This is a genomic window from Wolbachia endosymbiont (group B) of Erebia ligea (assembly GCF_947179575.1).
GTDB classification, from domain to species: Bacteria; Pseudomonadota; Alphaproteobacteria; order Rickettsiales; family Anaplasmataceae; genus Wolbachia; species Wolbachia pipientis_C.
The window spans coordinates 850,211-865,290 of record NZ_CAMXBW010000002.1 but is presented as its reverse complement, the minus strand read 5'-3'; the positions used below and the strand labels follow the sequence as shown (position 1 = coordinate 865,290).

Annotated in this window: 11 protein-coding genes and 1 pseudogene; 1 reads left to right on the top strand and 11 read right to left on the bottom strand. The window is 32.9% G+C overall.

The features are described from left to right. From OM962_RS04760 to OM962_RS04720, 9 genes are all read right to left on the bottom strand, one after another. A partial coding sequence (locus OM962_RS04760; RefSeq protein ID WP_264330993.1) for an MFS transporter occupies positions 1–1,083 on the bottom strand: 1,083 nt, incomplete at its 3' end. A gap of 70 nt (positions 1,084–1,153) precedes the next feature. Next, positions 1,154–2,206 carry a threonine aldolase family protein gene (locus tag OM962_RS04755; protein WP_006280070.1) on the bottom strand — a complete coding sequence of 351 codons (1,053 nt, stop codon included), beginning with the start codon at positions 2,204–2,206 and terminating at the stop codon, positions 1,154–1,156. After that, a complete protein-coding gene (locus tag OM962_RS04750) occupies positions 2,203–3,252 on the bottom strand; it encodes a threonine aldolase family protein (RefSeq protein WP_264331021.1) in 1,050 nt (349 codons plus the stop codon). Before OM962_RS04750 ends, OM962_RS04755 begins: the two co-directional genes overlap by 4 nt. 1 nt (position 3,253) lies before the next feature. Then, a complete protein-coding gene (locus tag OM962_RS04745) occupies positions 3,254–5,029 on the bottom strand; it encodes an ABC transporter ATP-binding protein (protein WP_264330992.1) in 1,776 nt (591 codons plus the stop codon). Continuing rightward, positions 5,030–6,019 (bottom strand): phytanoyl-CoA dioxygenase family protein, encoded by a 990-nt coding sequence (locus OM962_RS04740; protein ID WP_319606758.1) that lies wholly within the window; start codon positions 6,017–6,019, stop codon positions 5,030–5,032. Between the two features lie 4 nt (positions 6,020–6,023). Further along, positions 6,024–7,700 carry a WG repeat-containing protein gene (locus OM962_RS04735; RefSeq protein WP_264330990.1) on the bottom strand — a complete coding sequence of 559 codons (1,677 nt, stop codon included), beginning with the start codon at positions 7,698–7,700 and terminating at the stop codon, positions 6,024–6,026. After that, positions 7,661–9,988: a glycosyltransferase gene (locus OM962_RS04730; RefSeq protein ID WP_264330989.1), complete on the bottom strand. Its 2,328-nt coding sequence runs from the start codon at positions 9,986–9,988 to the stop codon at positions 7,661–7,663. Before OM962_RS04730 ends, OM962_RS04735 begins: the two co-directional genes overlap by 40 nt. Beyond that, positions 9,945–10,898 carry an NAD-dependent epimerase/dehydratase family protein gene (locus OM962_RS04725; protein ID WP_264330988.1) on the bottom strand — a complete coding sequence of 318 codons (954 nt, stop codon included), beginning with the start codon at positions 10,896–10,898 and terminating at the stop codon, positions 9,945–9,947. The genes OM962_RS04730 and OM962_RS04725 overlap by 44 nt, the downstream gene beginning before the upstream one ends. Before the next feature lie 124 nt (positions 10,899–11,022). Further along, a complete protein-coding gene (locus tag OM962_RS04720; protein WP_151807609.1) occupies positions 11,023–11,772 on the bottom strand; it encodes an NTP transferase domain-containing protein in 750 nt (249 codons plus the stop codon). Positions 11,773–12,419: 647 nt separating this feature from the next. On the opposite strand from OM962_RS04720, the gene OM962_RS04715 reads away from it, so the two are divergent. Further along, complete coding sequence (locus OM962_RS04715) at positions 12,420–13,652, top strand: IS256 family transposase (RefSeq protein ID WP_264330447.1); 1,233 nt, start codon at positions 12,420–12,422, stop codon at positions 13,650–13,652. Between the two features lie 91 nt (positions 13,653–13,743). On the opposite strand, the pseudogene OM962_RS04710 reads toward OM962_RS04715, so the two are convergent. Beyond that, a pseudogene (locus OM962_RS04710) lies at positions 13,744–14,202 on the bottom strand (helix-turn-helix domain-containing protein); the annotation flags it as partial. A 243-nt stretch (positions 14,203–14,445) separates the two neighbouring features. Further along, positions 14,446–14,994, bottom strand: a complete 549-nt coding sequence (gene rsmD / locus OM962_RS04705; protein WP_264330987.1) for a 16S rRNA (guanine(966)-N(2))-methyltransferase RsmD — start codon at positions 14,992–14,994, stop codon at positions 14,446–14,448. Positions 14,995–15,080: the final 86 nt, after the last annotated feature.

Here is a 15,080-nt window from a genome sequence, read left to right as displayed (position 1 = left end):
AAGTACTCCTAAGAGCACGCATGAAAATATTGAACTTGCAATATACCCAAATAATCCTGTTAAGCTTACAATTGCACATACATTATTTTGTGGAGCAATTTCTACAGCTATAACACCTGTCAGTACTTGCACTCCAAATATAAAGAATCCTGATAAGATTGCACCAAGGTTCATAAGAATTATGTTTTGACCAAAGTTCATTGCAATAAAAGTGAGTGCTATACCCAACATATAAAGTGATGCCAGCAAGCTTCTATTTTGAAAGAAGTACATATCACTAATTCTTCCTGTTATTAAAGTTCCAAGGATTCCACCTAAATCATATACGCCTGTTATTAGTGAGGATTGTACAAGAGAAATTTGTAATTTATCCTTTAAAATTATAGGAAACCAAAAGAAGATTCCCATTTTTATAATATAAGCACAAAAAGTAGCACAACATAGAAACCATATGGAACTTGTTACCTTGATACCTATTTGAGATTTCTGCACCTTATAATAGGTAGTAAAGTTGGCACTTTCTTTGTAATATGCCTTTAATATTATATAAATTCCAAAAAGTAAGCATAAGAAACCAGAGTACAAAAATGCACTTTTTGCATCATATATTTTAATTATACTTGGTAATACAATTAAAGTAATACAAGAACCAAGTTGCTGAGATGCGCTCATAACTCCCCATGATGATGCAATTGAAGAGATGCTAGAGTTTGTAACCATAAACTTGGTAATAGCTGGCCAACCTAACCCTTGTGTCCAAGCTAATAATATTAATGTTAACAGTAATAAAGTTAGATTATTATATGATAAAGTTATACCAATGGTTAATAATCCAGTTGCAATATTGCATAGCCCAAACATAAATAATGGATTATTTTTGGAGTCCATGATTATTCCATTAACAAATTTTGATACTCCATAAAAAAAAGAAAAGCAGGCAAAAAAATAGCTTAATTTTACATGGTCAGTATCTATTAACAGTGGTAGAGCAATTGGTATACTTTGTCTTGATAAATAAAGCAGCATATATCCACAGAAGAATAGTAAATATTGAAAGAAGACAAAGTTCACACCTATTCCCAAATAGCTCTATGCAGATGCTAGCATAATACTATATTGGTATAATATTGTTTGACAAGAAGTTTGCAAACAATTAGTGCAGAAAATTACTTAGTATCTTTCTTATAGCAGATACAGTAGTATTAATATCTTCATAGCTTATATCTCTATGTGTTATAGCTCTGATTTTACCTTTGATGTTAGCCATTCTAATTCCATAATTTGTCATTAGTACGTTTATTAATTCTTGAGTAGATATACAATTAGTACGTAATGAAAAATACGCTATATTAGTTTTATACAGGTCGATATCAATTATAACTTGATCTATGGAGTCTAGGCCTTCTATAAGGTGCTGCATTTTTTTATGATCTTCTTCTAAAGAATTTACATTATTACGTAGAGCATATAAACATGCAGCTGAAATAATGCCAGCTTGGTGCATACCTCCGCCAATTTGAAACTTATAGTACCAAGCTTTTTCAATAAAATCTTCACTTCCAAGCAATATTGCGCCCATTGGAGCACCTAATCCTTTACTAAAATCAATGAATACCGAATCAAAATAACTTGCATACTCCTTTGGAGATATTTTAGTATGAGCACAAGCGTTGAACAGTCTTGCTCCATCTAAATGAGTGAATACGTCATTCTCTTTGCAGAGACTTGAGATCTCTTGAATATATTCTAAAGGCCACACAGCTCCACCACCAAAATTTGTCGTTTGTTCGATAGAAACAAGCCCAACTCTCGGAATATTTCTTAAACTAGGACGAGTAATAAACTCAACAATTTGTTCTCCAGTAAATATTCCTCTCGTACCTTTGATGGGCAAAGGAGTGGCATGTGCCTGGGCTGCGATCAAGCCAGATTGTACTATGAGCGGATGTGAAGTTTCATCAAGCAGCAAGTAATCACCAGGTCTTTGAATGTGTACTTTATAAGCAATTACATTGGACATCGTTCCTGAAATCAAAAAGATTCCTGCAGGTTTACCTAATATTTTACATGCGGTTGCCACTAATTCGTTCACAGTTGGATCTTCACATGCAGCTTCGTTTCCAACTTTTGCTTTAGCCATCGCTTCCCTCATTTTAGCTGAAGGGTCAGTGTTTGAATCGCTAAAGAAATCTATTTTTACTCTCATATTAAATTTAACACAACCTCCTTTATAATTTCAGCAGCTTTCATGATGTCTGTTTCCTTTGTGCCAAGATGGGTAACTGCTCTTATATGAGACTCGAGCCAAGGAAAAAGCAATAAACCATAAGCTTGGCACTTACTCAAGAAAACCTCATTAGTTACATTTAGTGCTTTTATACTAAAGCTTACTATATTAGTTTCTGGATAAGGTAGTACCAGTTTTATGTGTGGAATTTCCTTAATCTTGTCTGCAAACAGTTTGGCGAGTTTATTGTCTTCTTTAAGCCTAGAAATATTGTTCTGTAGTACATACTTTGCTGCATTAGCACAATACCCTATCTGATGATAACCACTACCTAGCCAAACCTGTAGCTTTTTAGCCCTTTCAATTATCTCTCTTTTACCCATAAGCATTGAACCAAAAGGAGCTCCAAGTCCTTTGGTAAAAGAAAAGCTCATTGTATCCACATATTTAGCATAATCTGCTAAAGCAATATTTGTTTCGACATGAGCATTAAATATTCTTGCACCGTCTAAATGAAGATTTACATTGTGAGCTTTTAAAAAGTGATATAACTCGACTTGTTTTTCAAAAGGATAAATTTTACCATTAAACCCGTTTATACTATTTTCTATAGAAACAAGACTCACCTGAGCAAAAATTTTGTACCTTGGCTTAGAATTAATAGCATATTCTACTTCATCAACATCTAAGATTCCGCTATTATTTCTAATACAATTAAATACGATATTATTTACTTTTGCATTGCCTGCGCTATCGAAAAAATTAACGTGATAATTATAATGAGTTATTAGTTCATCACCAGGACTTGTTTGACTGGCAATGGCTAATCTATTTGCAAGCATACCGCTGGTTACAAATAATGCTTCTTCTACTTTGAATAATTGTTTGCAATATTCTGATAAGTCATTACAGCTTTTGTCTTCACCATAAGCAAAATCTCCAACAGTTGCATTACTTATTGCATGTATAACGTTGGAGCTCTGCAGAGTTGTAGTGTCACTTCTCAGATCAATAATTTTTTCCATCTTATTTCTTGCCATTCAAACAACCAATTTGAGCATTCCAAAGTTCCTTGTAAAGACCTTGCTTAGAAACTAGTTCAGCGTGTTTACCATCTTGGACAATTTTTCCTTTGTTAAATACTAGAATTCGGTCCATGTGTAAAAGTGTAGAAATACGGTGTGCTATAGTAATCGTAGTTTTATTTTTCATCAGTTTAAATAAACTCATTTGAATTGTTTTTTCTGTTATAGAATCTAACTGACTAGTTGGTTCATCGAGAAATAATATTGGAGCGTTTTTTAAAAATGCCCTTGCTATTATTATTCTTTGTCTTTCTCCTCCAGATAGCTTGATGCCTTTTTCTCCGACTGTAGTTTCATATTGATCTGGTAGCGCCATAATGAAATCGTGAACACCAGCCAGCTTTGCAGCTCTCATTATTTCTTCGATAGTAGATTGAAGTTTACCATATATGATGTTTGCTAAAATAGTATCATGAAATAACAATGGGTCTTGAGGTATTACAGATATTTGTTGCCTCAAAGAACTCTGTGTAACTTCTGATACTATTTGATTATCAATCTCTATATTACCTTTTTTAACATCAAATAGCCTTAGGATTAAGTTTATAAAAGTAGATTTACCACCTCCAGAATAACCAACTAGGCCTACCTTTTCGCAAGGATTAATGGTAACTGAGAAATCTTGAAATAATGACTCCTGACCTTCATAAGAAAAAGAAACATTATTAAACGTTATTCTTCCACTTAATAAATTTAATTCTTTAGCATTTTCCTTATCTTGAATTTCTGGTACGGTATTCAAGATTGGCAATGCATCTGAAACTTTGCCGAAATGAGTAGAAAATTGGGTAAGATTCCTAGTTAGATGGTTAAGAAACTCTATAATCGATATATTAATTCCAAGTACAAGAGCAATATCTCCTATTGCGACCTTGTTCAATTGATAATCATGAATTAAAAAATACAAGTTTACTGCTTGGAGTATATCGAATGAATAGCCATATATAAACCAAAGACAAAAGTATGCCCATTGTAATTTTCTCTCTGCAATAGTTCTTTTCTTGCATATTTGAAAAAATTTGTGTCTCTCATGTGCTTGCTGAGAAAATAACCTTACTGATATAACATTTAAAATACTATCTGCTATACTAGCTATTACTTGTGAATTTTGTTTAGAGTAATTATCAGCTAGTTCAGTAAGTACACGAAAGCTGAAAATCGATACTAAAATAAAAATGCTTACCCAAGTGAATGTAGCGATTGCAAATTTTATGTTTACTAATGATAAGGTATAAATAGCTAAGACTAATGCTATGCTGTAACTGAAAAAACAATCTATAAGCAATCTTATTAACTCTATCACACTATCCATTAAGTTACTGACCTTATGTACTAAGCTTCCAGATAAATTGTTCTGATAATAGGAATGGTCTTGCTGGAGTAGCCTACAAAAAGACATATCAGCTATCTTTTGACGCATTAAGGTAAACATTCGAATGTCAACAAAATAGCCATAGAATCTAAAAGCAGTAGTGATAAGTAATGCCATACCAAGATAAGCGCTTACAGGTAATAAAAGATTTTCAATTACATTACCTTCCTGATATTTTACAGCTGTATCTAGAATATTTTTTACTAAATACTTTCTAAAAGACAAATCAACAGCTACCACCAGGGCAACTAAAGACATTATAAGTACATTAAGTTTGAATTTAGATACTATATTCAGGATGAACATCAATACACATTTGAAGCTATCAACTCTACTTCTGTTCATTTACAATGCTAGCTCCACTACGTTGACTTTTTTATTGAGAAATACAAGTAGTGAAAACCATAAATTTTTGTATATTTTTCCTGAGATGTCTCCAGCATCATGTAGTACTGATGCTTGATTTAGAATAAGCAGCTTATATAAATCTCGCTTAGCCTCAGTAGTGTCGATCTCAGAAATATTTGTAGTTGTGTCTATAATAAAGGCTAACCAGCTCTTGATAAGTTCTTCCATGTTTTTTGCTTTTATACTTTCCTGGTAGCCAAACAATGACAAGCATTCTCTCAGTATAGATTCTGTTAACTCACCACAATTGAGTATACCAAAAACTGAAGGCTGAGGTTTTGGCACATAGGGAAGGTCTTGATCTTTTATAATCCACCTTGTTACATAAGCAAATCTATCTTTAGCATCTGTATTTTTATCACTACCATGCCATAACCGTGAATCAAAAACTATCGCATCTCCTGCTGAAATAGGTAGTGACTTAATTTTGTAATTTTCTCGGTTGTTTGAGTACTGATCAAAAAAATATGGGTACCAAAAATCAACTAAAGGCTGTATTTCCCATTTATGACTGTTTTCTATAATTTGCAGTGCACCTGAAGTTTCACTGACATTATTCAAAGCTAACCAAACAGAAAAGTGGTAAGGATCATTGAAACTATAGGAGATGTCTTGATGGAAGGGAACTGCATCTATTAAATCAGCAGTTTTACATATAACATTTGATTTTTTCTGCAGTATCTGACACTGAAGTGACTTTTCAAGGTAATTTTTAATAATTTTATCTAATGCTTGAGAGATAATTCTAGTTACTTGAGATGACGTGCCCCATCTGCCGGTACAGTTTAAGTAGTCAGAAGTTGAAACACTTAGTTCTTGGGATAGCTTTGATATTTTATTTGTTATATCACTTAAAGACTGATTTATTAGTTCTAAAGGAACCAGATTTTTGATAATAAAAAAACCATTTTTTTGTAGTATTTCCATATGATTAATACCTGACATCAATGACTGACAAGTAATCTGTTAAAGGTACAACAGAAGAAATTTTGAATCCTTTTACTTGTTTGAGTATTTTTTCCCAATCGCTTAACGTTCTTAGTTTACCTCCTGTTTCAACCATTACATTAATATCTACAGAGCCTCCAGCTGGAGAGCGGTAATCTAAAATGGTTTCTATCAATAAAATACGAGATATTCCTTTGACCAATTTTAAATAAGATAATACTTTATCATCATCATAATGCTGCAGAAAGCGGCAAAAGACACCTAATTCATAATTTGTAGCTGATAGTTCTTTCTGAGTTATAAGTTTGACTTTTAAATTTTCTACTAACTGTCTTGGCACTTTATGTTCGTTATATAGGCCTATGGAACCTTTATTGTGTATACCAGAATAAGCAAGAAATAAAGAATGTACACCAAATAGCAATATATTCTTAGCATCATCTATATTAATTCTAGAATTAAACTCTTTAGTATCAAACCTAGAATATCCTAGCAATGCTTGGTAAAACGCTATTTTCTTATTTTCTGATGCTTCTCTTTCCTTAAAAGATTCAAATGAAGAGATTGACTTCTGTTTTAGTATATCGGCAATATTTAACCAATTCTTTTCAGCGGCAACTCTTGCCCACATCGTTGCTGCTTTTGGCAAAAATGGTATTCCCTTAAAACACTTACCTTTTGATGATAGTTGCCATAAGTCCTTGTCCTTATCGTAATCAATAAACCCTATTTCCCACAACGCCCTTAACAGCCTTTCTAGATTTGGTACGATAATGTTTAACTTTTTAGATAAAATCGGCATAGTTGCAGGTAAAATATTTAACAAATCAAGTTCAATAGCAACGTTTGTTAGGTACGTTTTCCAAAAGGCTGAAAGTTCTGCAGAAATCTTATGCACTTGAGATTCTTTACCTAAATCAAAAATATTAAACTTTACATTTCCGGTAATATCGATTTGTCCTAACACACCCTCAAAAGTTTCAACTTTTGCCATCCCATTATAGAATGCTTCTACCATTTTAAATCTCTGCTGGTAAACAGGATCACCATTAATATCTATATGAAACCAACCATGTTGATCTTCTGCAATAGAATATCCTTTATGAAAAACATTAAGTTTTTTATACCATTTATTATGTACTAACTTTCCATGATGATTAATATGTGTAGCTTTGCCATCCTTATAGACTACAGCGATACCATCCTTAAAATCTCCAACATAATCATATTCCTCTTGATAAATCCTGTTGCCATTTAAATTAATATGAAAACATTTATCATGTCTTCTAACTACACAAGCATCTTCCTGATAATTTCCAATCCATTGATACGACTGTTTGTATACTCTACATCCAGATGAATCAATATGGTAACACCCTGTATCATCTTCTACGGCCGCTCTATTAAAGTAGAATCCAAAAGTTTTTAGAAATCTATGATGATAAACTGCTTCTCCTCTCACATTGATATGATAAGCGCCTATCTGATCATAAACCGGTGCAAGACCGGGCTCATGAAATTTACCAACCTTTATAAACCTATTTTCATACAAAGGATTTCCTAGCAACTCGTGAAACCTCTCACACGGTGAAATTTTAATAGATCTAAGATTATCTTTGATTAATTGATCAAAGGTTTTCTCATGTTGCATGTTTTGCATAATTTGTAATTTAAATAATTCTTTTGTAAGCTTAGGTACTCACTACTCTGCCATATTTCCTCGAGTTTAACCTCATTAACATTACCAAAATTTCCTAATGTCTTACGGAGTTCATCTGGGGCACAGCAAGGACTAAACTTTCCTTCATTGTTTATCCATGCTTCTTTACCTAAAAATGGGCATTGACCACCTGGAGCCAAATCCTTAATACCTTCTTGAGAAAGGATTGTGAAATTTTCTAATTTTATCTTTTTACCATTTGGCAATAGCATATTATCTCTAAGTTCGTATAACCTTCTCACCTCCGTGTTCCATCTACTAATTGCTAATTCATCTCTTCTCATAGATAGATCCTGAATTTCCTCAAAATGTGCCCAAAGATGATGTCCTTTGACTCTATCTATGCCGTTCTTTATGGCCATCTTAACTATGTCATAGAGTTCATGTAAATTACTTTCCAAAAATGTTAATTGTAAAGTAACGGTACACCTTTCACCTGTATCGCTAAAGTATTTATCTCTAACTTCAAGGAAAGTTTTTAAATTTTCTGTCACTACTTCCCATTTTGAACCTTTCATGATTCTTTCATGAGTTTCTTTAGTTGCCCCATTCCAGGAAATCTTAACATCAGATAAAATTGGTACCAATAGTTCAGCCCATTTTCTAGCTCCTTTAATAGGAAAAGAACCATTAGTTGTTAGGTTAAGCTTCAAACCAAACTCATGGCACAAATTGATTATTTCATCAAAGCTTTTGTACATTAAAGGCTCACCCATAGTAGAAGGAATGATTTCCTTTAAAGGTGTGCCAGCTGCTTCCTTAATTACTTTTCTGATAGTTTCTATCGACAATATCTTAGGTTTTATTCCTTTAGCTTTCTTTTCTTCTTTAACTTTGCTGTATGGTGAAAAACATTCGCACATTATACAAGCAAAATTGCAGTAGTCTGGATTAGTATCAAAAGTAATTCTCCAAGGACCGGGTTTCACAGCTACTGATTTGCCTTTCTTTTCAATAGCATTACGGTAAATCTTGTTAAGTTTCTCAGTATGCTCACTTATAGAAGGTATATTTCCATTTTCAGTATAAGGATAGCCTTTTTGGGTAAGTTTATTGTATAACTCCTGATTTGTAGATAGGACTTGCATTTTTTCTGACAAACTACTTGCATCTCTGTGCTTAAATAATAGTCCATCTCTTACATATTCTGCCATGCCACCATAATCGGCTGTTATAACTGGTATTCTAAGTTGCTGTGCTTCATGTATTACTAACGGTGAATTTTCACCCCAAATTGAAGGAACGACTATTGCGTCAACTTTATTAAATACGTCAGTAACTATATTCTTATTATCATAACTTCCCATCCACTCTATTCTTTCTTTAACAACAGGTGAAAACTGATCGGCAATCGCTTTTAAAGCTTTAGTTTCTTCTCTTGCTGCTCCCCAAATTCTAAGTTTTGCTTTAGATGATAAGTGAGAAAAAGCTTTCAATAATAGATCAACACCTTTTTCGGGAGTATGAGTACCAATATAACCGAAAATAAACTCTTTTTCTTGTGCTCTATTTCTATTCTTAAGACGATTGAGATCAAAACCATAATCAAGATAAGAAATTTTGTTTATCGGAACATTAAAATCCTGAGTAAATTTGTCCATCAAGAATTTCGATGGGGAAATAAAGTAATCTATATAGTCTATTATTTTCCTTGTGTGCTTCATTCTAGTTGCAACCCATTGTTCCCAATAATTTATGTCTAAATTCAGGAATTCTTCATCTCCTGTAAAATATCCTTTGTAACATTGGGTTGCACATTTTTGATCCTTTTGTCCATCACAAAGCCGTAACAAATCTTCAGAATTGCGTTGAATAAACCTTCCTCTTGGACACATTAACCAAAAGTCATGTAGCGTAAAAATTGTAGGTATATTTTCTTTAAAAGCAATTTCTGGTAAAGTAATTGATAGATGATTAAGATGACCAAAATGTATAAGATCTGGCTGAAAGTTATCTATTACTCTTTTAAATTGTATATCTACTTCTTCATTGATAAATTTGTAACGATATTTAGCTATGGGTATATTAATTAAATGCAGTAAGATTCGAGAATCACTACGATCTAGGACTGTAGTGTAATAAAAATCAGGTAAAAAGCTATTTTCATACCTAGTAAATACTTGTACCTCATTGTTATTTGCTAGTTCATGAGCAAGAGTTTGGCTATAAACCTCTGAACCAGCACTATAATAAGGAGGGTAACCATGAATAACTTTTAATATTTTCATATATTACCATATCTATATTGTTAGGATATTCTTGTGTATTGTTTTGTAGACTTTTTATAAATTTACTTAATCCTACTTCTAATGAATGTTTTGGAGACCAACCAAGTAGCTCTTTAGCTCTAGTAAAATCACCATAGAACTTAGTTACGTCAAAATTTCTTGGAGGATAAAAATCAATTCTAGAATCACTTTTCGTGACTTTTAATATTGTTTTTGCTAAGTTTTCTAAAGTACATGGGCTATTAGTAGTAAGATGAATAGCAGGAAGAGAAGATTTTTCGCTTTGTAAATATTTAACAGTTAAGCATATACCCTCTATAACATCATACAAATAGGTAAAATCAAAAACACATTCTTTACCTTCTATTTTAATTGGATCACCTCTTAATGCATTAATACAGAGTGCAGGAATTACTCTACTGTTATGATCTAGTAAACCACCGTATACATTTGAAAAGCGTAATATTGCTACATTAAAATCTTTTGAACTTGTTATTTGTTCCTCAATAAATGCTTTACCTTTGGCATAATTATTTATTGGATCGATACTAGCAGATTCTGTAACTGGCAGTTCCTTCTGCTCTCCATAGACTTCCCTACTACTTGCATATATAAACCATGGTTTATTTGGAAGTGACTTACATAACCCTAAAAACCGCATTGTACCATCAACATTAATTTTTTGACACAGTGTAGGATAAAGTTCACCATGTATAACTCGAGAAATTGCAGCCAGATGAATAATTCCTGTACACTTAGCAAGTAGTGGTACTATATCTTCTGAAAAAAAACTGAGTGGATTGTTGCAAAACCTAATATCGCAGCTTATTACTTCATGGCCTTGGTTTTCTAACTTTTTCACCAAGGTCGACCCTATCAAACCTGCAGCACCTGTTATTAATATCCCCATGTATACCCTCTACTACAACTAGGAAAATTTGTCGTACCAATTATCTTACAAGTAAGAATCAAAAGGTATTATAAAACCAGTATAAAACAAATGTCAACTTAAATTAATGAATAAAAAAATTTAGTTATGAAAGAAGAATTGGCTGCCTTCTTTCTTGAAAATAGTGTTCGGCTTTAATCAAATCCTCTTTATTATTTACTCCCATTGCTTCTTTTTCATCAGAAACTACATAACCTACACTCAAGTTATTGTTTGCTGCAATGGGTACTATATCATTAAGACAATATTCATTGGTCGAATTATTAAATTTTATTTCTTTTACTAAGGTAAAAAGATCTTTAGCATATGAAACTATTATTCCAGAGTTTGCAAGAAGCATTTTATCGCCATTTTTTAGGATTTTTTGAACATTTCCGTAATTATCAATTACTAACCTTCCATATTGTTCATCTTGACTATTGAATCCAAGAAGAACTAAATTATTATACTTTAGACAATCAGTCATCTTCATAACTGTATCACTAGATATAAATGGAGTGTCCCCATACTGTATTAAAACCATATCTTGATCAGATAACTTCTCCAGATTTTCTAGGGCAATTTTAACTGCAGTGCCAGTACCTGTAATATCTTCTTGAACTATTAGTTTTATATTGTATTGATCGATTATACTTTTTAGGGTATCAAACCTTTGTAAATCTTTTAGAAGAGACTCATTAACAACAATTGATAAGCTTTTTAGACTCAGCGATTTTGCATTAGAAATTATATGCTCTAAAAGAGTAAGATTTCCCACTTGGTGCAACGCTTTTGAATATTCAGAATTCATTCTACTGCTCTTTCCTGCTGCTAATATTATCAAAATGTTACTCATACATAACTCAGGAATTAATTAGGTAGTAAGTTAATTTATAATTAATAAGATGTAAAGTCCACTTTGATTTTCTAGAGGAAGATAACTAACATCGAACAGACAAAATTCGTTAAATTAGCATCTGTAGTAATTCTTAGCAGTTCTTAAGTAAAATTTTAGAAAGAGACGCACCATAGTTATAATTGAGTGTGTGCTACTTTCAAGTATGGTTTTTATTGATGAAACCTCTTAGACCACTCTGTTTGAAATAAGGTAACTACTGCTTAATTCACCAAAAAGTCTGTAATTAAGTTTTAAAGCGAGTGTGCCCACCAACCCAATCGATTGTACCTCTTTAGCGCCTGTAATGCCCTTTAAAATTTGAATAAAAGGTACTTTTACTAATTCTATTAGTATAGAATAAACGTGTGCATAACCCTATAGTCATTGTTATTTATTGTAAAGAAAATTTTGTATGAAGGTTTTTTAGAAAACTCACTTACCCCTCTTAAATGTTCTCAACATCCTGAAAATTTGAATAAATGAAAACATAGGCTGTTTGTAACAAAAAAGTAATTGCTATTTTCAGAAACTTTTGGGAACGTTCAAAAAAGTGTGTCAAACCGAGAAGTAAAGTAATAAATTGATATAAAAAATGGAGGTTTGATATGAGTCAAGCAAATAGAACTAATGGGTTGGTAGATTATAAAGAATTAGAAACAAATATCCTGTCATCTATACGAGAAGGAAAACCATTGACAGGAAAAGATGGAGCATTAACACCGTTTATAAAAAGGTTGCTAGAGGCAAGTCTGGAAGGTGAAATAGAAAACCACATGTCAGCTAAAAGTGAAGAAAATAACCGAAGAAATGGGAGAAACGCAAAAACTTTACGCACGAGTGGAGGCTCATTTGAGCTGCTAACACCAAGAGATAGGGAGGGAAGTTTTGAACCACAAATAGTTAGAAAAAGGCAAACAAGCCTACATCCAGAACTTGAAGCAAAGGTATTAAGTACATACGCCAGTGGCATGGGATACAGAGACATAGCTTCACACGTTGAGGAAATATATGACCACAAAATATCAGCAGCAGAGATATCCAGTATTACTGATAAACTGCTACCAATAATCAATGAATGGCGCAGCCGTCCACTGCAATCAGTATATCCAATAGTGTTCATGGATGGCATGTTTTTTAAGGTTAAGGAGGATGGACATTGTGTAAGCAAGTGTATGTATAACATATTAGGCATAGATCAAAATGGCAGAAAAGAAGTATTAGGTTTTTATTTGGCTGAAAGTGAGGGAGCTAATTTCTGGTTGGGAGTGCTAAATGACCTCAAAGAAAGAGGAGTAGAAGATATTCTAATTGCCTGCATTGATGGGCTAAAAAGCTTTTCTACAGCTATAAATAGTATATTTCCTAAAGCAGAAGTACAACTATGTATAGTGCATCAGATAAGGAATTCACTGAAATATGTATCTAGCAAAGATGTAAAAGTTTTCATGAATGATTTGAAAAAAATATATCGTGCTTCAAGTAAAGAAATTGCCGAAAATTATTTGCTTGAACTGGAGGAAAAATGGGGCGAAAAGTATCCATTAGTCATAAAATCTTGGCAGAATAATTGGGAAAATTTGTCCAGTTATTTTAAGTATTCAGGTCCTGTTAGGAGGCTAATTTATACCACTAATCCTATTGAGGGACTGCACAGACAGATTAGAAAATTTACTAAAACCAAAGGCTCATTTACTAATACAAATGCCTTGTATAAACAGGTATATTGTGCTATAAAAAAAGTAGAGCAAAAATGGGCTATGGCTTTACCTAATTGGGCTTTAACTATATCTCAACTTGATATCTTTTTTCCTGATAGATTAAAAATTGAGTTGAATTAAAAATACGGTTTGACACACTTTTTTGAACGTTCCCACCCTTTTCAAAACCTGCTAGCTGTTGTTTCTTAAACCACACCTCTGAACGGATACCCTCTTTTTCTTCCTTAGCCTTTTCTAGAGCTGTTATCTGTTCTTCTGTTAAAATGATACCATCCTGAGCTACTTTTGCTTCTAATGCCTTTAACCTCTTTTTAAAATTTTCAAGATCGTTTCTTTGCCACACTGATCTTATTCCACTTGCAGAGATGAGAATTCCTCTCTTTTTCAGTTCGTTTGCTGCTCTTTCTTGTCCGTATGCTGGAAACTCTATTGCTATTTCAACTACTGCTTTTTCTATATCCTCCGACACTCTATTTGCATACAATGGCTTGCTTTTGCTTATCTCGTGTAAAGCCTCTTCTCCTCCTGTTTCATACAGTTCTTTGAAGCGGTAAAATGTATCCCTTGAATATCCCATTACTTTACACGCCTGTGATACATTTCCTAATTGCTTTGCAAGTTCTAGCAATCCCAACTTTGGTTTTAGTATTTTTTCTTGTGTTGTATTCATATCTGACACTCCTTTAAAACTTGTCTATATTTTTATCTTACTTTGTTTGCCTGTCAGATCAAGTCTAAACTATTACATAATACCATAATGGAACTTTATCATCCATTTTAGAAAATACTATAGTATATCAACTCGTATTGATTTGCTGTTACACACCCTATTCCCACCAAAACGAATTGATTTTTTCTTTCAGTCCTCGGAAAAATCTTACTTAGCTTAGCTATAGATGTTTACAAAAGAAATTCAAGTGAGTGAAGAAAGAAAAATTATTTTTGCAATACCGTAGGTACGCTCCACAACTATATTGAAGTTTTTATTGCACTCAAAACCTTCATTTTTCCTCATTTCTAGAATTATTAACGCATTATCATTTAACCAGCCTGAGTGAGCTAACTCGTCTAAAGTTGAGTTAACCAGATTGATATTATAAGGTGGGTCCATAAAAACTATATCGCACTTTGAAATAGGTCTTGGTAATCCGTTAGCATTGCAACAAATTAACGTGATATCGTTCGTAATTCCAAAATCTTCTGCTGTTTTTTTAGGCAGTTGCAAATTGTAATAATCTGAATCTACCATGAATGCATGTTTAGCACCTCGAGAAAGTGCTTCAAATGAAAAAGAGCCACTTCCGCAGAATAAATCAAGTACATTTAGGTTATAAATAGGTTTTCTTGAAGAAAGTATACTAAATATTGCTTCTCGGACACTACTCATAGTGGGCCGTGCAGATAAATTCTTGCCTGTAGTTATTTTTCTTCCACGATATTTACCCGCAATAACACGTAACATATAAAACAAGTTCGAAGTTAACTAATTATTTATAATACACATTTAATGTCAACATAGCTTCAGCAGTCTAATAGAAAGAAGGTTGC